Source organism: Arthrobacter koreensis, from assembly GCF_009193255.1.
Lineage (GTDB): Bacteria > Actinomycetota > Actinomycetes > Actinomycetales > Micrococcaceae > Arthrobacter_B > Arthrobacter_B koreensis.
The window spans coordinates 139631-158974 of sequence record NZ_WACG01000003.1; the positions used below are offsets into that span (position 1 = coordinate 139631).

General features: G+C 67.6%; 13 protein-coding genes. 7 read left to right on the forward strand and 6 right to left on the reverse strand.

Going from position 1 to position 19344, the window contains the following annotated elements:
- Positions 1–39: 39 nt before the first annotated feature.
- The 3 genes from ffh to GD628_RS10640 form a co-directional block, all read right to left on the reverse strand.
- On the reverse strand, positions 40–1623 hold the full coding sequence (gene ffh, locus GD628_RS10630; protein WP_091604014.1) for a signal recognition particle protein: 1584 nt from the start codon (positions 1621–1623) through the stop codon (positions 40–42).
- Between the two features lie 313 nt (positions 1624–1936).
- Positions 1937–2275, reverse strand: a complete 339-nt coding sequence (locus GD628_RS10635; RefSeq protein WP_091604011.1) for a P-II family nitrogen regulator — start codon at positions 2273–2275, stop codon at positions 1937–1939.
- Positions 2272–3567 (reverse strand): ammonium transporter, encoded by a 1296-nt coding sequence (locus GD628_RS10640; RefSeq protein ID WP_091605809.1) that lies wholly within the window; start codon positions 3565–3567, stop codon positions 2272–2274. The genes GD628_RS10635 and GD628_RS10640 overlap by 4 nt, the downstream gene beginning before the upstream one ends.
- 252 nt (positions 3568–3819) lie before the next feature.
- Here GD628_RS10640 and GD628_RS10645 point away from each other — a divergent pair, with 252 nt between their 5' ends.
- A complete protein-coding gene (locus tag GD628_RS10645) occupies positions 3820–5535 on the forward strand; it encodes a hypothetical protein (RefSeq protein ID WP_226802487.1) in 1716 nt (571 codons plus the stop codon).
- Between the two features lie 70 nt (positions 5536–5605).
- Here the strand turns inward: GD628_RS10645 and ftsY are convergent, their stop codons facing one another.
- Entirely contained in the window at positions 5606–6808 is a 1203-nt protein-coding gene (gene ftsY, locus GD628_RS10650; protein ID WP_091605803.1) for a signal recognition particle-docking protein FtsY, read from the reverse strand.
- 109 nt (positions 6809–6917) lie between these two features.
- On the opposite strand from ftsY, the gene GD628_RS10655 reads away from it, so the two are divergent.
- Both GD628_RS10655 and GD628_RS10660 read left to right on the forward strand, forming a co-directional pair.
- Positions 6918–8153, forward strand: coding sequence for an MFS transporter (locus GD628_RS10655; RefSeq protein ID WP_152274695.1), 1236 nt, complete (start codon positions 6918–6920; stop codon positions 8151–8153).
- Positions 8150–8881, forward strand: a complete 732-nt coding sequence (locus GD628_RS10660) for a glutamine amidotransferase (protein ID WP_152274696.1) — start codon at positions 8150–8152, stop codon at positions 8879–8881. Before GD628_RS10655 ends, GD628_RS10660 begins: the two co-directional genes overlap by 4 nt.
- A gap of 102 nt (positions 8882–8983) precedes the next feature.
- On the opposite strand, the gene smc is transcribed toward GD628_RS10660, so the two are convergent.
- A complete protein-coding gene (gene smc / locus GD628_RS10665) occupies positions 8984–12583 on the reverse strand; it encodes a chromosome segregation protein SMC (RefSeq protein WP_193313248.1) in 3600 nt (1199 codons plus the stop codon).
- A 213-nt stretch (positions 12584–12796) separates the two neighbouring features.
- Here smc and GD628_RS10670 point away from each other — a divergent pair, with 213 nt between their 5' ends.
- The 4 genes from GD628_RS10670 to GD628_RS10685 are packed head-to-tail and all read left to right on the forward strand — an operon-like array spanning position 12797 to position 18246.
- The gene (locus GD628_RS10670; protein WP_152274698.1) at positions 12797–13822 is read left to right on the forward strand and encodes a 3-oxoacyl-ACP synthase III; all 1026 of its coding nucleotides are present in this window, start codon (positions 12797–12799) and stop codon (positions 13820–13822) included.
- The gene (locus GD628_RS10675; RefSeq protein ID WP_152274699.1) at positions 13816–16437 is read left to right on the forward strand and encodes an alpha/beta fold hydrolase; all 2622 of its coding nucleotides are present in this window, start codon (positions 13816–13818) and stop codon (positions 16435–16437) included. Before GD628_RS10670 ends, GD628_RS10675 begins: the two co-directional genes overlap by 7 nt.
- Entirely contained in the window at positions 16434–17420 is a 987-nt protein-coding gene (locus tag GD628_RS10680) for an NAD-dependent epimerase/dehydratase family protein (protein ID WP_152274700.1), read from the forward strand. The genes GD628_RS10675 and GD628_RS10680 overlap by 4 nt, the downstream gene beginning before the upstream one ends.
- 10 nt (positions 17421–17430) lie before the next feature.
- Entirely contained in the window at positions 17431–18246 is an 816-nt protein-coding gene (locus tag GD628_RS10685; RefSeq protein ID WP_152274701.1) for a serine hydrolase domain-containing protein, read from the forward strand.
- On the opposite strand, the gene mutM is transcribed toward GD628_RS10685, so the two are convergent.
- Complete coding sequence (mutM, locus tag GD628_RS10690; RefSeq protein ID WP_152274702.1) at positions 18247–19209, reverse strand: bifunctional DNA-formamidopyrimidine glycosylase/DNA-(apurinic or apyrimidinic site) lyase; 963 nt, start codon at positions 19207–19209, stop codon at positions 18247–18249.
- Positions 19210–19344 lie beyond the last annotated feature (135 nt).

Consider the following 19344-nt stretch of genomic DNA (forward strand, 5'->3'; position numbering starts at 1 on the left):
CGGGCAAGCCCGGACCGGCCGTGCGCCGGTGTGTGTCTGTTACTTGCCGAGGAACTTATCGAAGCCCTTGGGCAGGTTCAGCGAGGAGGGATCAAAGTCCCCTCCCTGCTGGCCGAACGCCGAACCGGTGGGCAGCGCCTTCGCCGCGCCGGCACGCCGCGCTTCGGCCTCGGCGCGCTCCTGCGCGGCCTTTGCCGGGTTGCCCGAACGTGCTTTCTTCTTGCCCTTGGCAGCCTGCTGCTTCTTGCGCGATCCGCCAAACCCGCCCGGGCCGGCCATTCCGGGCATGCCCGGGATGCCGCCGCCGGCTGCCATTTTCTTCATCATCTTCTGTGCCTGCGTGAAGCGCTCCAGCAGCGCGTTCACCTCGGAAACGTGGACACCGGAACCGCGGGCAATGCGCGCACGGCGGGAGCCGTTGATAATCTTCGGAGCCACCCGTTCGTGCGGGGTCATGGAACGGACCATCGCCTCGACGCGGTCAATCTCGCGTTCGTCGAAGTTCTCCAGCTGCTCGCGCATGCCGGCAGCGCCGGGCATCATCATGAGCATCTTCTTCATGGAGCCCATGTTGCGCAGCTGCTGCATCTGGGCCAGGAAATCTTCGAAGGTGAAGTCTTCCTGGTCAACGAACTTCTTGGCCATGCGGGCCGCTTCGTCCTTGTCCCAGGACTTCTCCGCCTGCTCAATGAGCGTAAGGATGTCACCCATGTCCAGGATGCGGCTGGCCATGCGGTCCGGGTGGAAGACTTCGAAGTCCTTCAGGCCCTCACCGGTGGAAGCAAACATGACCGGCTTGCCGGTCACCGAGGCGACGGACAGCGCAGCGCCGCCGCGGGCATCGCCGTCGAGCTTCGTGAGTACGACGCCGGTGAAGTTCACGCCTTCGTTGAACGCCTGGGCCGTGGCGACGGCGTCCTGGCCGATCATGGCGTCGATGACGAAAAGGACTTCATCCGGGGTGATGGCGGCGCGGATATCAGCGGCCTGCTGCATCAGTTCCGCGTCAACGCCGAGGCGGCCGGCGGTGTCCACGATCACGATGTCATGGAGCTTGGTGCGCGCTTCTTCAACACCCTGGCGTGCGACGGCGACCGGGTCGCCCGTGGCTGCCTCGAATTCGGAGCTGACGCCGGGATGGGGAGCGTAAACCGGCACGCCGGCACGCTCACCGTTGACCTGGAGCTGCTTGACGGCGTTGGGACGCTGGAGGTCCGCGGCGACGAGCAGGGGGCTGTGGCCCTGGTCCTTGAGATAGCGGGAGAGCTTGCCGGCCAGGGTGGTCTTGCCCGCGCCCTGGAGGCCGGCGAGCATGATGACCGTGGGCGGGTTCTTGGCCAGGTTCAGGCGGCGGGTCTGGCCGCCCAGGATCCCCACGAGTTCCTCGTTGACGATCTTCACGACCTGCTGGCCCGGGTTCAGGGCCTGGGAGACCTCGGAGCCGAGGGCGCGTTCCTTGACGGACGCGGTAAAGGCACGAACCACGGGAACGGCAACGTCCGCGTCGAGCAGTGCACGCCGGATTTCCCGCACTGTGGCGTCGACGTCGGCTTCGCTCAGACGCCCCTTGCCACGCAGGTTCTTGAACGTGGAAGTCAACCGGTCAGACAGTGAATTGAACACGCGCTGCGCACTTCTTTCGTCGGGTAGTTCGCCATGTTTGCCAGGCCCAGCTGTTAAGGGTACCAAGCGCAGGTGGGTATTGGCCGCACGGCTCCCGGGCCGGCATCCGCTGCCGGCGCTTCGGTCCCGGATGTGATCCGCCGGACCCGCAGCTCCCCCGTCGAGATGGCAGAAACTGCCCGTATGAGCGCTCATACGGGCAGTTTCTGCCATCTCGATTCGGTGGAAGGGCCCGGGAAGCACAAAACCGCCCGGCCGGTTGATCCGGCCGGGCGGCCCTGTTCGGAGATGCCCTTTGTGTGTGCAGTACAGGCTAGAGTGCCGAGTCGCCCCGCTCGCCCGTACGGACGCGCAGCGCTTCCTCCACATTGGTCACCCACACCTTGCCGTCACCGGCCCGGCCGGTGTTGGCGGTGGAGACCAGTACGTCAACGATGTCGCTGACCCATTCGTTCGCGGCGAGGACTTCCACCCGGAGTTTCGGCAGCAGGTCAACCGTGTATTCTGCTCCGCGGTACACCTCGGTGTGGCCCCGCTGGCGGCCGTAGCCGCTGGCCTGGCTGACCGTCAGTCCCTGGACCCCGTAACTCTCCAGGGCGCCGCGGATGGAGTCGAACTTTTCAGGCCGGACAATTGCGGTTACGAGTTTCATGAGTTGACGCTCTCCTTGACGGGGACGGGGGTGTGCTCAGCTGCCGGGCGGAAGGAACCGCCGACGCCGATGCCGCCGAGTTCGTAGGCGGTCTCAGCGTGCTCGCTGAGGTCGACACCGTTGATTTCCTGTTCCTCAGTGACCCGGAAGCCCATGGTCTTGTGAATAGCCAGGCCGATGATGAGGGTCATGACGGCGGAGAAGGCAATCGCCACCACGGTCGCCACGATCTGGGCGCCGAGCTGCGCGAAACCGCCGCCGTAGAAGAGGCCGCCGCCTTCGCCGTCGACGGGCAGGGCAATGAAGCCCAGGGCCACGGTGCCAACCAGGCCTGCCACCAGGTGGACGCCGACGACGTCAAGGGAATCGTCGTAGCCGAGCTTGTACTTCAGCCCTACGGCCAGGGCGGCCAGGATGCCGGAGACCAGGCCCAGACCGAGTGCGCCGAGCGGGGAAACACTGGCGCAGGCCGGGGTGATTGCCACGAGGCCTGCGACGATGCCCGAGGCTGCGCCGAGGGACGTGGGGCGGCCGTCGCGGACACGCTCGGTGATCAGCCAGCCAACCATGGCGGCTGCGGGAGCGGCGAGCGTGTTGACCCAGATCAGGCCTGCTTCCTCGGCAGTGCCGGCGGCGCCGCCGTTGAAACCGAACCAGCCGAACCAGAGCATTGCTGCCCCGAGCATGACGAAGGGAATGTTGTGCGGTCGGTGGCTCGGGTCGGAGCCGAAGCCGCGGCGCTTGCCGATGATCAGCGCGAGGACGAGGGCCGCTACACCGGCGTTGATGTGGACTACGGTGCCGCCGGCGAAGTCGATTGCCTCACCCACAACGGAGCCGATCGCCCCTTCTTCCCCAAGCAGGCCTCCGCCCCAGACCATAAAGGCAAGCGGGCAGTAGACGAGGGTGACCCAGACGGGAACGAAGACGGCCCAGGCGCCGAACTTGGCGCGGTCTGCGATTGCACCGCTGATCAGTGCCACCGTGATGATCGCGAAGGTTGCTCCGAAGCCGGCGCCGATCATGTCTTCGGTACCGATGAGGTCTTCCAGCGCGAAGGACGCGAAGGGGTTCCCGAAGAGCCCGGCAACGCCGTCGCCGCCGCTCATGGAGAAGCCCCAAAGGACCCAGACCACACCGACGAGTCCGATCGACACGAAGCTCATCATCATCATGTTCAGGGCTGCTTTCGCCCGGGTCATACCACCATAAAAGAATGCCAATCCGGGTGTCATGAGCAGCACGAGTGCCGCCGATACCATCACCCAGACGTGACCTGCGGTCAGATCCATCTCCATGTCCTTCCACGCTTTGCGGGCATCTCCCGCGCTGGGAAAAACATTGCCGGGGCGAAGTTTCGATATTCGGCCCGGGGCATTGCCGGGACATTACAAACTTCCGCGCCGGGTAAAAGTGCGGTGTCCAAAGTGTTTCGGGAACGTTACCGGCGGCCGTGAACCGGCCGTGAGAGTTGCCGGAGGGCTTGCCCCGGCACGGCTAGGATGTTTCGGAGTCTCGTACACCAGCTGGAGGAATAACCCCATATGCCTGAAAACCTGCCCGGACCGGAATCACCATCCGTGTCCCAGGAAACCGATGCGTCCTTGCGGGCGCGGCGTGGATCCCGCAAGAAGCGCTCCCGTTGGATTGCCGGCGGGGCTGCTGCTGCCCTGGTCCTGGCCGCCGGCACGGCCCTTCCGCTGGTCCTGAACAACGACGACGAGCCGCCGCCTGCCGACGCGGCCGCAGTAGAGACCGTGGAGACCCCAGACGCACCGTCGCCGCTTCCCCCCGCGCCCGAGTTTGTCTACTACAACCAGGCCGGGCCGCCGGAGAGTTCGCCGCTGAACCCCGTCGACCCGCTGACGGTTTCCGTTGACGGAACCGGAATCGGAACGCAGCTTCGCGAAGGCCTGGTTGGGCTTTCCCTGGAGGCAACAGACCTCGCGGACCCACAGCTCTCCGGTGACAATCCGGAAATGGTTCAAACCCTCTCCGGCCTTGGCAAGCCTCTGCTGCGCTTCGGCGGAAACGCGGTGGACCGCCGATTCTTCTGGACGTCTTCCGGCGAACCGCTTCCGGGGAACCTGAAGGGAGACAAGGCGCATCCGGTCCGTGCCGTGACCCCCGCAGATCTGGAGCGCGTCGCAACGCTGCTCGACGCAGTGGACGGCACCATTAACCTCACGGTGGACCTGGGCCACTACGATCCTGCCCGGGCAGCGGACATGGCAGCACACGCCGCGCGTATTTTCGGGGAACGGCTGGTGGGCATCACCGTAGGCAACGAACCCAACGGTTACCCCAACAACGGCCTCCGCGATGCGGGCTGGACATCAGAGGACTACCTGACCGAGCTCAAGGCCTACGCCCAGGCCATCCACGAAGCATCGCCGGGAGTCAAGATCGTGGGACCGGGCGTGTACTCACAGTCCTGGTGGGAACCGTTTGCCAAGGCTGAACTGCCACAGGAGAAGATCTTCTCCTTCCACCACTACCCCCTCTCTAGCTGCGACGGCACCAAGGACCCCACTGGCGAGCCGATCCTGGCGAACCTGATGAGCCAGAACATCCATGATCACTCCGCGTACTATCGCGGCGAAGCCCTCAAGCCGGCCAACGCTGCCGGACTTGAAACCTGGATCACCGAAGCTGGTGTGTCGGCCTGCCCGGGATCGAACGAAACCACCAAGACACATGCTTCCTCGCTCTGGGCAGCGGACTATGCGCTGGGCGGCGCAAAGCAGGGCATCACCCGGATGAGCTTCCATTCCTCGCTCATCACGTGCACCGGTGGACCGCCCATGTCCGCCATTTGCACCGGCGGAGCCTACCTGCAGCCCAACGGCCAGGTTGATGAACGCGCCAACTTCTTCGGCTTGTCCATGGTCGCGGAAATGCCTCCCGGGAACTTCCACGAAACTACTGAAGACGGCGGTGGCCTGAGCCATTCCTACGCCGTCCGGCACGAGGACGGAAGCCTCAGCGTCATCATCATCAATGCCAACAACCCGGAGACGGATGCCCAAATGGAGGTCACGCTTGAGCTGCCCGGCCGGCCCCTCACCGCGGCGATGACTCAGATGACCGGGCCTTCCTACTCCTCCGAGGACGGCACCTTGATCGACGGCCAGCGCGCCGAACCGGCTCCGGCAGCCGAGCGCCTGACGCTGCCCGGCTTCGAGTACGGATCAACCACCCAGCAGTTTGCACTCACAGCCGGAACTGTCACGGTGCTGAACTTCCAGCTTCAGCCCTAGCAGACCGAATGCACTGAAAAGGGCTCCCGCACCGTTGCCGGTGCGGGAGCCCTTTTCAGGTTCAGAGGAACTAGGACAGCAGCGCGTCCACGAAGCCTTCAGCGTCGAACGGCGCCAGGTCATCCGGGCCTTCTCCGAGTCCCACGAGCTTCACCGGCACGCCCAGGGTGCGCTGGATGGCGACGACGATGCCGCCCTTGGCGGTGCCGTCCAGCTTAGTGAGCACAATGCCGGTAATGTTCACGACCTCCGCGAAGACCTTCGCCTGGGTCAGGCCGTTCTGGCCGGTGGTGGCATCCAGGACCAGCAGCACTTCGTCAACCTCAGCCTGCTTCTCCACCACCCGCTTGACCTTGCCGAGCTCGTCCATCAGGCCAACCTTGTTCTGCAGGCGGCCTGCGGTGTCGATGAGCACCGTGTCCACTTCGCCGTCGATCCCGGCCTTCACGGCTTCGAACGCGACCGACGCCGGATCCGCGCCGTCCACGTCTGAGCGCACGGTGGGCACGCCCACCCGCTGGCCCCAGGTGGCAAGCTGCTCTGCCGCGGCGGCGCGGAACGTGTCTGCCGCTCCAAGCAGGACGTCCTTGTCCTCGGCGACCAGCACGCGGGCGAGCTTGCCGACGGTGGTGGTCTTGCCGACGCCGTTGACACCGACAACCATCACGACCGCAGGCTTGTCTGCATGCCGGTCCACCGCCAGGGAGCGGTCCATGGACGGATCCACAAGCTTGATCAGTTCTTCACGCAGCATGGCGTGGACTTCCTGCGGGTCGCGGCTGCCGGAAATCCGGACCCGCTCGCGCAGCGCGTCGACCAGTTCGGTGGTCGGTTCTGTGCCGAGGTCCGCCAGGAGCAAGGTCTCCTCGATCTCGTCCCAGACGTCTTCGTCGATCTTGTCGCTGGAAAGCAACGCCAGCAGCGCCTTACCCAGCGCGTTGTTGGACTTCGCCAGCCGGGCACGCAACCGGGCCAGACGGCCCTGGACCGGTTCGGGAGTCTCCAGTGCCGGGGCCTGGGGCTCCGCGGGGGCTTCTTCCAGGTCACGCAGATCGTCCGGGACGATGACCCCGGGCTCAGCGTCCGGCGCGGCAGTTCCGGGACGGTCCAGTACGGAGGTGGCACCGGTGCCGCCCGGCAGGTCGTCCGCGTCACGCTTGGTGGGGTACATGCCCTTGGGCGTTCGCCGGGTGCGGACCAGCAGGGCCGCCAGCGAACCGACAACAGCTAGGCCAATGACCACATAGATCACAATTGAAAGAGTCTCATTCACGCTTTCCAGCATGTCACACGGCGCCGCCGCCGGGCACCCGCGGGACGGCGCGGGCGGCCACGCGGCACGGCACCTGGACTCCCGGGAAGTCTGCAAGAATCAGAGAATCATGGCCAGTTCACCCCGGATCCCGATCCCCCGCGAAATCAAAGTCCTCATTGCCGCAGCCTTCCTCATCGCCCTCGGCTTTGGCCTGGTGGCACCGGTACTTCCGCAGTTCGCGCAGAGCTTCAACGTTGGCGTTGCGGCCTCCTCGGTGGTGGTGAGCGCCTTTGCCTTCACCCGGCTGGTCTTCGCCCCCGCGGGCGGTGCGCTGCTTGAAAAACTCGGCGAGCGCCCGGTGTACGTGATGGGGCTCCTGATCGTGGCGCTGTCCACGGCAGCCTGCGCATTCGCCGGGAGCTATTGGCAGCTGCTGATCTTCCGCGGCCTGGGCGGCATCGGTTCCACGATGTTCACCATTTCCGCCATGGCCCTGATCATCCGGCTTGCCCCTCCCGCCATCCGCGGCCGGATCTCCGGCGCCTATGCCTCATCCTTCCTGCTGGGCAATATCGGCGGCCCGCTGCTCGGCGGCCTGCTGGCCGGGTTTGGCCTGCGCGTCCCCTTCCTGGTGTACGCAGCAGCGCTGCTGCTGGCCGCCGTCGTCGTCGCCTACCTGCTGCGCGAGGCCCGCGGCAGTGCCGGTGCCAGGGAAAAGCCCGCGGAGCGGGTACACCTGACCGTGCGGGAAGCCCTTTCGGACTCCGCCTACCGTGCAGCGATGGTTTCATCCTTCGCCAACGGCTGGTCCTCGTTCGGGGTGCGGAACTCCCTGCTGCCGCTCTTCGCAGCCGCGGTGCTGTCCGCAGGTCCCGAAATTGCCGGCATCTCCCTCACGGCGTTCGCTGCCGGAACGGCACTGGCCCTGACCTTTTCCGGAAAGCTCGCCGACTCCTGGGGGCGCAAGCCCCTGGTCATCACCGGCCTGGCAATAAACGGAGCTGCCACCGCCGCGATCGGCTTCTCCGGGTCCGTGGCGGCGTTCCTGGTGGTCTCGGCAATAGCGGGCATGGGTACAGGCCTGCTCAATCCTGCCCAACAGGCCGCGGTAGCCGACGTCGTTGGGTCAGAACGCAGCGGCGGCAAAGTCCTCGCGGCGTTCCAGATGTCCGCGGACACCGGAGCGATCATCGGTCCGATCCTGGCCGGTGTGCTGGCGGACACGCTGGGCTACACCTGGGCGTTCGCGGTCACGGGCGCAACGGCGCTGCTCGCCCTGCTGATCTGGCTTGCAGCACGGGAAACGCTGGCACCGGAGCAGAGAACGAAGGTGCACCCGGACCGCACTACCATCGAGGAATGAAACCCTTCCTGCTCCTGGCCACCCGCGCGGAAGACGGCGCTGCCGAGGAGGAATACGAGTCCTACCTGAACTTCGGTGGCCTCGCCCCGCACCAGCTGCACCGGGTGCGGATGGAAGCCGCTCCCCTGCCGGCGATCGACCTGGCACAGTACAGCGGGATCATTGTTGGCGGCAGCCCGTTCAACTCCTCGGACCCGGAGGCGGGCAAATCCGCGCTGCAGCTGCGGGTCGAAAAAGAGCTGTCGGCCCTGCTGGACACCGTGGTCGCGGAGGATTTTCCGTTCCTGGGTGCCTGCTACGGCGTCGGAACACTGGGGCGTCACCAGGGGGCCGTCGTCGACCGCACCTACGGTGAGGCGATTGGCGCGGTTCCGGTCACCCTCACCGCCGAGGGACGCCGGGATTCCCTGCTGGACGGGCTGCCGGACACGTTCGACGCGTTCGTGGGCCACAAGGAAGCGGTCTTCACGCTTCCTCCGCACGCGGTGAACCTGGCTGGTTCACCCACCTGCCCGGTGCAGATGTTCCGGGTCCGGCAAAACCTGTACGCCACGCAGTTCCACCCCGAGCTCGACGTTGCCGGGCTGCTGACCAGGATTTCGGTCTACCGCAACGCCGGTTACTTCCCGCCTGAGGAAGCAGAGGCCGTGATGGACTCCGTCCGTCCGGCCCGCGTCACCGCTCCGCCGCTGATCCTGCGCAACTTCACCGCCCGCTACGCCCGCTAAGGGGCGACGCGGTGTTCTGCGTAGCCCCGCATCGCCGAGCGAGGAACGAGCGAGGTGTCTAAGGGACGGCAGAACGCCGTTTCGCCCCAAGGCAGCGCAGGTTCAGCTGCGCGCCCCCGCCAGCCGCTGGCTAATCACCGCGGACACACCGTCGCCGCGCATGGACACCCCGTACAGAGCGTCCGCCACTTCCATGGTGCGTTTCTGGTGCGTAATGACGATCAGCTGGGAGGATTCACGCAGCTCTTCAAAAATGGTGATCAGCCGGCCCAGGTTGGTGTCATCCAGTGCCGCTTCCACCTCGTCCATCACGTAGAAGGGAGAGGGGCGGGCCTTGAAGATGGCTACCAGCAGGGCGACGGCCGTCAGTGAACGCTCGCCGCCGGAGAGCAGGGACAGCCGCTTGATCTTCTTACCCGCGGGCCGGGCCTCCACCTCAATTCCGGTGGTCAGCATGTCCTGCGGATCGGTGAGGACCAGCCGCCCTTCGCCGCCCGGGAAAAGCCGGCCGAAAACCCGCTCGAACTGGACTGCAGTGTCATGGAACGCCGCGGTGAAGACTTCCTCCACGCGCTGGTCCACTTCCCTGATGATGTCCAGCAGGTCCTTCCGGGTGGCCTTGAGGTCCTCGAGCTGGGTACTGAGGAAGGCGTGCCGTTCCTCCAGGGCAGCGAACTCCTCCAGGGCCAGCGGGTTCACCTTGCCCAAAGCGGAAAGGTCCCGCTGGGCACGCTTGAGCCGTTTCTCCTGCTCCGCCCGGTTGTAGGGGACCCTTTCGGTGACCGGGTTGCCGTCCTCGTCCACTGGCAGGTGAAGGGCCGCCCATTTCCCGGCGCCCTCCCCTGTCTCAGCGGGAACCGGTACAAGCTGGTCCGGCCCGTATTCGGCTACGAGGTTGTCCGCCGTGATGCCGAGTTCCTCTACGGCCCGGGTTTCGAGCGCTTCGATGCGCAGCCGTTTCTCCGCGCGGAGCAATTCGTCGCGGTGCACGGAGTCGGTCAGCCTGGCTAGCTCGGCCACGGATTCCGCGTTGGCGGCCCGTACCTCCGTGAGCTCCGCGTCGAACTGGGCGCGGATCGCTTCGGCCTGGTCACGCTCGGCTGCGGCGGCTTCCAGGGACACGTCTGCCCACTGTCCGGCCTGCAGCGCGGCCCGGGCCACCGCCTGGGCGCGCGCGGCCTGCGCGGCCCGCACCCGTGCCCGCTCTGCGGCCGCAGCCCGGGCCCGGCGTTCGGCGACGGCGGCCCGCTCCAGGGATTCGGCCCGGCCGGATACGGCGGAAAGCTGTTCCTGTGCTGAGCGTAGCGAGAGCCTGGCATCCATTTCGGCCTGCCGTGCCTGGGCTGCCGCCAGTGCCAGGGCATCGCGGCGGTCGGTGGCAGGTTCGGCGGTGTCTTCGGGGCTCTCCTGCGCTGCTGCAAGCCGCTGCACGGCGTCGGAGAGCTTCTCCTGTTCAGCTCCGAGACTCGCTTCAGCCGCCTCGGCGAGGCGTGTCAGCCGTTCCGCTTCTCCGGAGGCAGAACGCAGCACCGAACCAAGGGCTCCCAGCCGCTCGCCCACGGCGGCGAGGCGGGCGTCTGATTCGTGCAGGACTGCGAGCGCGGCGTCGGCCCGGTTCCGCGCGGCGTCACGTTCGGCGCGCAGCGCTGCGATTGCGAAGCGTGCCTTTTCCGCGCGCGCCGAGGCTTCGTCGATCCGGGTCTGGGTTTCCTCCACTGCCGCCTGGATCTCGATCAGCCCCGGCGCCGTGCCCGATCCCCCGGCTGCGGTGAAGACCGTCAGCACATCCCCGTCAGCGGTGACCGCCGTCAGGTCCGGGTGCCCGGCCAGCAGGGCCGCTGCGCGTTCAAGGGAGTCGACGACGACGGCGCCGCGCAGGAGGGCGCCGACGGCGGGTGAGGCACCCCCGGCCGCCTCAACGAGGTCCGCGGCATAGATGCATCCCTCGGGGAGGGCTGCCCGGTTTCCAGCGGGCTCGGCGTCACCGGGTCCGGAAGCGAGGACCAGGTTTACCTGGCCCAGGCTGTCCTCCTTGAGGGTCTTCAGCGCCTGAAGCGCGGCTGCTCCGTCACGTACCGCGAGCGCTTCGGCTGCCGGCCCCAGGGCAGCGCTGACAGCGCGCTCGTAGCCGGGTGTGACGGAAAGCAGGTCCGCGAGGGGGGAAAGCACGCCGTCGAGCCCCCCTTCCAGCAGGGCCGCAGATCCGTCGCGACGGTCCAGCCCCACGGCCAGGGCATCGCGCCGGGCTGTGAGGGTCTCGCGGTCCCGCACTGCCTGCCGCTCTTCGTCCACCAGGGCTGCCAGACGCGCCTCGGCGTGTTCCAACGCCTCCGTGGCGTCCTCGTACTCGGCGTCCAGGCTTTCCTCACCGGATTCCGCTCCGGCGGCTTCCTGCTCCAGGGCGGCGAAATCGGCTTCAGCCTTGGCGCGGCGCTCCTCGGCCTGCGCAATCGAGCCGCGCAGCCTTCCCAGTTCAGCTTCCGCGCCCTCCACCCGGGAGCGCGCCGCGGAAACCGAGCCGGAGAGCCTGGCCAGGCCCTCCCGGCGGTCCGCCGCAGCCCGCAGGAGGGCGGTGAGGCGGCGCTCCTCGGCAGCGGCCTCTTCCTCCGCCGCCGCCCGAATTTCCACGGCGTCCTCCAGCATGCCCTCGCGTTCGGACACCTCAGCGGTGAGCTGTTCGGCTTCGGCTCGCACCCGCTGCGCCTGCGCCTGCAGTTTTTCCGGATCACGTCCCGGATCGGCGGCAGGTTCGGCCGAGCCGAGCAGCCGACGGCGTTCCTCGGCCAGGGCTGCCAGGGAGCGCAGCCGCTCGCGTGCGGATGAAAGCGCGTACCAGGCCTCGCGTGCAGCGTTGACCCGGGGAGTTGCCTCGGCGGCGAGCCGCTCAAGTTCCGCAAGGCGGGCGCCGCGTTCTGCTGCTTCCTGCTCAACCTGCGCCCGCCGGGTGCGCAGCGCTGCCTCGGCGGCTGTGTCTTCTTCGACGGCGGCGGTCAGGGTCACGATGTCATCGGCGAGCAGGCGGGCCCGGGCGTCCCGCACGTCCAGCTGGACCTGCTTCGCCCGGCGAGCCACAGCCGCCTGCTTGCCGAGCGGTCCAAGCTGCCGGCGCAGCTCCGCTGTCAGGTCGGTCAGCCGGGCGAGGTTGGCCTGCATGGCATCCAGCTTGCGCACGGTCTTTTCCCGCCGCCGCCTGTGCTTGAGGATTCCCGCCGCTTCCTCGATAAAGCCGCGACGGTCTTCGGCGGAGGCGTGCAGCACCTTATCCAGCTGGCCCTGCCCCACAATGACATGCATTTCCCTGCCCAGCCCGGAGTCCGAAAGCAGTTCCTGGATGTCCAGCAGGCGGCAGGGTGCACCGTTGATGGCGTATTCCGACCCGCCGGCCCGGAACAGGGTGCGGGAGATGGTGACTTCCGAGTAGTCGATCGGCAGGGCGCCGTCGGAATTGTCTATGGTGAGCGAGACCTGCGCCCGTCCCAGCGGCGGCCGCCCGGAAGTACCGGCGAAGATCACATCTTCCATTTTTCCGCCGCGCAGGGTCTTCGCGCCCTGCTCCCCCATCACCCAGGCGAGGGCGTCCACCACATTGGACTTGCCTGAGCCGTTGGGACCGACGACGGCGGTGACTCCCGGCTCAAACTCGAAGGTGGTGGCCGATGCGAAGGACTTGAATCCCCGCATCGTGAGGGTTTTTAAGTGCACTGTCCTCTGTCTCTCGTTGGTGGAAGATTCCTTAAAGCCGGGGAGTGCCCCACACTTAAGCGCAGTACTCGCAGAGCGTAATCCGGGATTTCGCGCGTTCCAGGCCTGGCAGGAAAGTAGGCTTCTTAGAGAATCATATGGTTCGACGGCGCCGTTACGGGCTTTACCGGGCCCGGACCGCGATCTTTTTTGGCAGCAGACAAGGCAGGCATTTTGAGCGGGAACTTCAACTTCCATTCCACCAACACCGCACTCCTGAGCGTCAAGAGCGTAGAAGCGCCCGTTGTTGTCACCTCCCACGAGTTTGATGAGCGGCTCTCACCGTCGCTGAAACGGCTGCGGCTCTCCAAGGGCCTGCTGGAGCGGGTGGCAGGTGTCAGCGAGCGCCGATGGTGGGCCCCGGGTTCCACCTTCGAGGACGGGGCGATCGAGGCGGGAGCCAAGGCGATGGCCGAGGCCGGAGTGGAGCCGTCGCAGATCGGACTGCTGATCAATACCTCCGTGACGCGCAGGAACCTTGAGCCGTCCGTCGCCGTGAAGATCCACCACAACCTCGGCCTGCCCTCATCTGCCCTGAACTTTGACCTCGCCAACGCCTGCCTGGGGTTCGTCAACGGCATCACCCTGGCCTCCAACATGATCGAATCCGGGCAGATCGACTACGCGCTGATTGTTGCCGGTGAAGACTCTCAGCGGGTCCAGGAGGCCACGTTCGGCCGCCTGAACCGCGAAGACTCCACCCGGCAGGATTACCTGCGTGAGTTCGCGACCCTCACGCTGGGCAGCGGCGCGGCCGCCGCCGTGATCGGCCGGGCCGGCGACCACCCCGGATCGCACCGCATCCTGGGCGGAGTGTCGCGGGCCGGAACCGAACACCATGAACTCTGCGTGGGCGGCGAAGGCGGCATGTACACGGACACCAAGGGCCTGCTGGAAGGCGGCCTGGACCTGGTGGTTACGGCCTGGCATGAGGCGCAGGAGAACGGCTGGGACTGGAAGGGCATGGACCGTTACGTCACCCACCAGGTATCCAACTCCTACACGAACGCCATCATCAAGGCCGTGGACCTGGACAAGGAACGCGTACCCATCACCTTCCCGCGCTGGGGCAACGTAGGCCCCGCTTCGCTGCCCATGACCCTCGCCCAGGAAGCCCGCACCCTGCACCCGGGAGACCGGGTCCTGTGCATGGGCGTAGGCTCCGGCCTGAACACCACCATGATGGAGATCGCGTGGTAGCAGAACTCTGGCCCGGAGTTCCGGCCGCGTGGTCCCGCCATGTCCAGGTGCCTTCCAGCGCCGCCGTCGATTCCCCCGGCACCGTCCACACCTGGCACATCCTCGATAACGCCCCGGACCTGGCGGCGCGCGGCGTTGAACCGGCCGGGACACTGCTGTGCGTGCACGGCAACCCCACCTGGTCCTACCTGTGGCGCACCCTTGCCGCTGCCGGCAGCACCGCGGAGCGCCCTTGGCGCGTCATCGCCGTCGACCAGCTGGATATGGGTTATTCCGACCGCACCGGGACGTTCCGCCGGCTCGCTGACCGGATCACCGACCTGGGTGACCTCACCCAGGTGCTCGGCGTCACCGGGCCCGTGGTCAGCGTGGGACACGACTGGGGCGGCATCATCTCCCTGGGCTGGGCACTGGCCCACCGCAAGCAGCTGGCAGGCGTGGTGCTCACCAACACCGCTGTGCACCCCGCAGGCTTCTCCCTGCCCCCGGCGCTCCGCCTGGCCCTGCATCCGGCTGTCCACGGCTGGGGCACCAAAACCACCGACGCGTTCCTGCGCGTCACTCATGCCCTCGCCCGCCCGGCACTGCGCCCGGAGATCCGCGGGGCGTATGCCGAACCGTACCGGTCAGCGGCGCGGCGCGAGGGCGTCGGCAACTTCGTCGCAGACATTCCCGCCGATGAGACACACCCCAGCCACCGGACGCTAAACCGCGTCGCCGAGGGCATCCGGTCCCTGGACGTGCCGGCGCTGGTCCTGTGGGGCCCCAAGGACCCGGTGTTCTCCGACCGGTACCTGCGGGACCTCATCAGCCGCCTGCCGCAGGCCGACGTGCACCGCTTCGAAGGTGCCGGACACCTGGTCGCCGAGGACCGGGACATTGCCTCGCCGGTCTTCGCGTGGCTGGAGGACGTTACGGCGCCCGCGCCTGCCGGGATTGCCGTACAGGATCGGCCTTCCGGATTCCGCCCCATGCTGGCCGAACTGGACGAGCGGCGCACCGATGATTCCCCCGCCGTCGTCGATATGGCTCCAGCCGGCTCCGGAGAACCACCGGCAGTGTTGTCCTGGGCGGAGCTCGGTTCCCGGGTCAACGCCCTGGCCGCCGGGCTGGCCGGCATCGGAGTGCGGCCGGGCAGCCGGGTGAATCTCCTGGTGCCCCCGGGAAGCGAGCTCACCACGCTGATCTATGCCTGCCTGAGGCTGGGCGCGGTGGTAGTGGTCGCTGACGCCGGACTGGGCTCGAAGGGACTTAGCCGTGCCATTAAAGGCGCAGGACCGGACTTCATCGTGGGCATTGAACGCGGCCTCGCCGGGGCCAGGCTCTTCGGCTGGCCGGGTACTCCGGTCCTGGCCGGCGAAGCATCCCCGGCTCGGCGGCGACTGCTCGGCGCCGCCCACACGGTAGCCGAACTCACCTCGGCCGGAGCCGGCCAGCGTGTCCCTGACTGGCAGGTGGATCCCGACGCCGACGCCGCCGTGCTCTTCACCTCCGGCTCGACCGGCCCGGCCAAGGGCGCCGTGTACACGCACCGCCGACTCGCCGCCATGCGTGACACACTGCGCCGGACCTACAACCTCAGGGCCGGGTCCTCACTGGTGGCCGGCTTCGCTCCCTTCGCGCTGCTCGGACCTGCCCTGGGTGCGACGTCGGTGACGCCGGACATGGATGTCACGGCCCCGGGCACGCTCAGCGCCGCTGCCCTGGCGGACGCCGCCGCCGCTGTCCAGGCGACCACGGTCTTCGCGTCCCCCGCCGCCCTCACCAATGTGTTGGCCACCGCCGGGGACCTGGACCCGGCACAGCGCGCCGCCCTCGGCAACGTAGAACTGCTGCTCTCCGCCGGCGCCCCCATTCCGGAAGCGCTGCTCACCCGGGTGCAGGACCTGGTTCCGGCCGCCGCGCTGCATACCCCCTACGGCATGACCGAAGCCCTGCCGGTGACGGACATCAGCCTGGAGCAGATCCGCAAGGCCGGTCACGGCAACGGCGTGTGCGTGGGCACCGCGGTCCACGGAGCGCGGGTGGCGCTGGCACCGCTGTCCACCGACGGAACCGCCGGCAGCGAGATCTCCGAAGCCTCCGGGATCACGGGCGAGATTCTGGTGAGCGCACCGCACGTGAAGGACCGGTATGACAGGCTGTGGATCACCGAGGCGCAGAGCAGTTCACTGCCGGGCTGGCACCGCACCGGAGACGTGGGCCACTTCGACGCCGACGGACGGCTGTGGGTAGAAGGCCGCCTGGGGCATGTAATCACCACGCCTGAAGGGCCGGTGACGCCGGTCGCCGCCGAGCAGGCGGCGGAATCGGTCCCGTCCGTCCGCCTGGCCGCCCTGGTAGGCGTGGGACCGGCCGGAACACAGGTGCCGGTTGCCGTGGTGGAGTCCGTCGACCCGGTCCGCAGGCCCGGGCCGGCAGGAGACTCGCTCTCCGCCGACGTCCGCACCGCCGTAGCCGAACGCTGCGGCCTGGATCTTGCCGCGGTGCTGGTGCTGCCCCAGATGCCCACGGACATCCGCCATAACTCGAAGATCGACCGCTCCGCACTCGGCGCCTGGGCCGCGCAGGTCCTGGCCGGCGGGCGCATCACCGCACCGGGAGCACGCCGATGAGCCGCCGCGTCCTTGTCACCGGGGCCAGCGGCCTGCTCGGCAGCGCCGTTGCCGGCGTCCTGGCCGGGCAGGGCCACTCCGTGCGGACTCTGCAGCGGAGGCCGGCAGCCGTGCCGGGCACCGAGTCCGTCTCCGGCTCCATTACGGACCGCGCGGCAGTCGAAGCAGCGCTGGCTGGAATGGACGCCGTCGTGCACCTCGCCGCGAAAGTGTCCTTTACCGGCGAATGGTCGGAGTTCCAGGCTACGAACATCGACGGTACCCGCATCCTCCTGGATGCGGCCCGCGCTGCCGGGGTACGCGACGTCGTCTTCGTCTCCTCGCCGTCGGTGGCCCATTTTGGTGAACCGATCGCAGGCGCCGGAGCGGGTACCGCGGACCCGGAGCGGGCCCGCGGGCACTACGCACGGTCGAAGGCGGCGGCGGAGCTCCTGGCTCTTGCCGCCGATTCGCGCGAATTCCGGGTGGCCGCGATCCGCCCGCACATCGTCTGGGGTCCCGGGGACACCCAGCTGGTGGAACGGGTGATGGACCGGGCCCGGTCCGGCCGGCTGCCGCTGCTCGACGGCGGTGCTGCCCTAATCGATACCACCTACCTGGACAACGCGGCGTCCGCCATCGCCCGCGCGCTGCCCCGGATGGAACAGGCCCACGGGCAGGCCCTGGTGGTAACCAACGGCCAGCCGCGGATGGTCCGGGAGATGATCAGCGGAATCTGTGCTGCGGCCGGGATTCCGGCCCCGGCCCTCAGCGTTCCGGGCTGGCTGGCACGTAGCGCCGGAAGCGTCATCGAGAAGGCGTGGCTGGCGGCCGGTTCCCGCGGACTCGTCGAGGACGAGCCGCCCATGACACGCTTCCTGGCCGAGCAGCTCTCCACCTCCCACTGGTTCGACCAGCGGCACACCCGGGAAGTCCTGGACTGGGAGCCTGAGGTTTCCGTCGAGGAGGGCATGGCCCGGCTGGCTAAGCACTACGCCGCATAGGATGGCAGGGATGAAGACTCTCGAACAGACCCAGTCCTGGCCCGCGGATAACGTTTCGGCCGCCGTCGTCGCTGCCGACGGGACGGTCCGTGGAACCGCCGGGGACCAGCAAAAGCGTTATCCGCTGGCCTCGGTCACCAAGCTGCTGACCGCCTACGCGTTCCAGGTGGCGCTCGAAGAGGAAGCTGTTGCGCTGGATGATCCGGCGGGCCCGGACGGCTCCACTGTCCGGCACCTGCTGGCGCATGCCGGTGGCTACGACTTCGGGGACCGTACGGTCCGCTATGAGCCGGGAACCCGCCGGCTGTATTCGAATGCCGGCTTCGAGGTGCTGGGCGAACACCTGGAGGAAGCCACCGGGATCGCGTTCGCGGACTACCTCTCCGAGGCGGTCCTGGCTCCACTCGGGATGACGGACACGGCACTGGACGGCTCCCCCGCAGCCGGCGCCGTTTCCACGGCCGCTGACCTGTCCCGGTTCGCCGCCGAGCTGCAGGCACCCCGGCTGATTTCGGCCGAGTCCCTGTCAGCCGCAACATCTGTCGTCTTCCCCGGCCTGGCCGGGGTGCTGCCCGGCTTTGGGCGGCAGAAGGAAAATGACTGGGGCCTGGGATTCGAAATCCGCAACGGGAAAACCCCGCACTGGACCGGTTCGTCCAACTCAGCAGCCACCTTTGGCCACTTCGGACAGTCCGGAACGTTCCTCTGGGTGGACCCTGAGCTGAAGACCGCCGCCGTTGCCCTGACGGACCGGGACTTTGGCCCCTGGGCAGCCGAAACCTGGCCGGAGTTCAACGACTCCCTGGTTGCCGAGCTGCGGAGCTGACTACCAGCGGCCGTTGCGCGGACGCTTCTGGCAGACCGGGCAGGAGTAGGACGAACGGTTCATGAATGAATCGCGCCGGATGAGCGTGGGAAGACCCGCTGCCTCGCACCGCGGGCACGGCTGGCCTTCGCGTCCGTAGGCATTCAGGGAGCGGGCGAAGTAGCCCGAGGCCCCGTTGACGTTGACGTACAGCGAATCGAAGCTGGTGCCTCCGGCTTCGAGCGCCCGGAGCATCACGTCCCGGGCGGCCTCCACCAGCCGCAGGGCATCTGCCCTGCGCAGAGTGTCGGTGGGCCGGGCGAAGTGCAGCCTGGCCGCCCACAGTGCCTCGTCCGCGTAGATGTTGCCGACCCCTGAAATCAGCCCCTGGTCCAGGAGGGCGCGTTTGATTCCCGTACGGCGGGCGCGCATCCGGCGGTAGAAATCGTCGAAGGAGAACGCCGGGTCCAGCGGATCTCGGGCGATGTGTGCTGCTTCAGCGGGGACCAGCGGCAGGCCGGTCTCGGACAGGCCGCCCGGCTGCCCGTCGGGAGTGGGCAGCAGGCCGGCCAGGAAGACGCCGCCGAAAATTCGCTGGTCCACGAACCGGAGTTCATCCGGCATGGGAGCGCCGTCGCTGTCCGCGGCGGGACTGAGCGTGAACCGTACCTTGAGGTGTTTCTCGTCCGGCAGGTCCGGGGTTTCCATCAGCAGCTGCCCGCTCATGCCCAGGTGCGCCATCAGCGCAAACGGGGGCGCGGCGTCGGGCGCTGAAGGTTCCACCATGGGCATCCAAAGGAATTTGCCGCGCCGGGCGACGTCCAGCACACGCGCACCTTCAAGGTTGCCGCGCAGGTCCTCAGGACCCGGCGCGTGCCGGCGGATGGAGCGGGCATCAAGGATTTCGACGCCGGTGATGGTGCGGCCGCGTACCCAGCGTGCCAGGCCGCGCCGTACTACCTCTACCTCGGGAAGTTCGGGCATGGCCGGGGCTAGGTGTACTGAGACACCACGTTAGTTACACGTGAATAGGGTGAAGACCTCTTAGGTTTGGTGGTTACCACACACAGCCGAACCTAAGAGGTCTTCATGTCCCACGGTAATGCCCGTCTGGCTCCG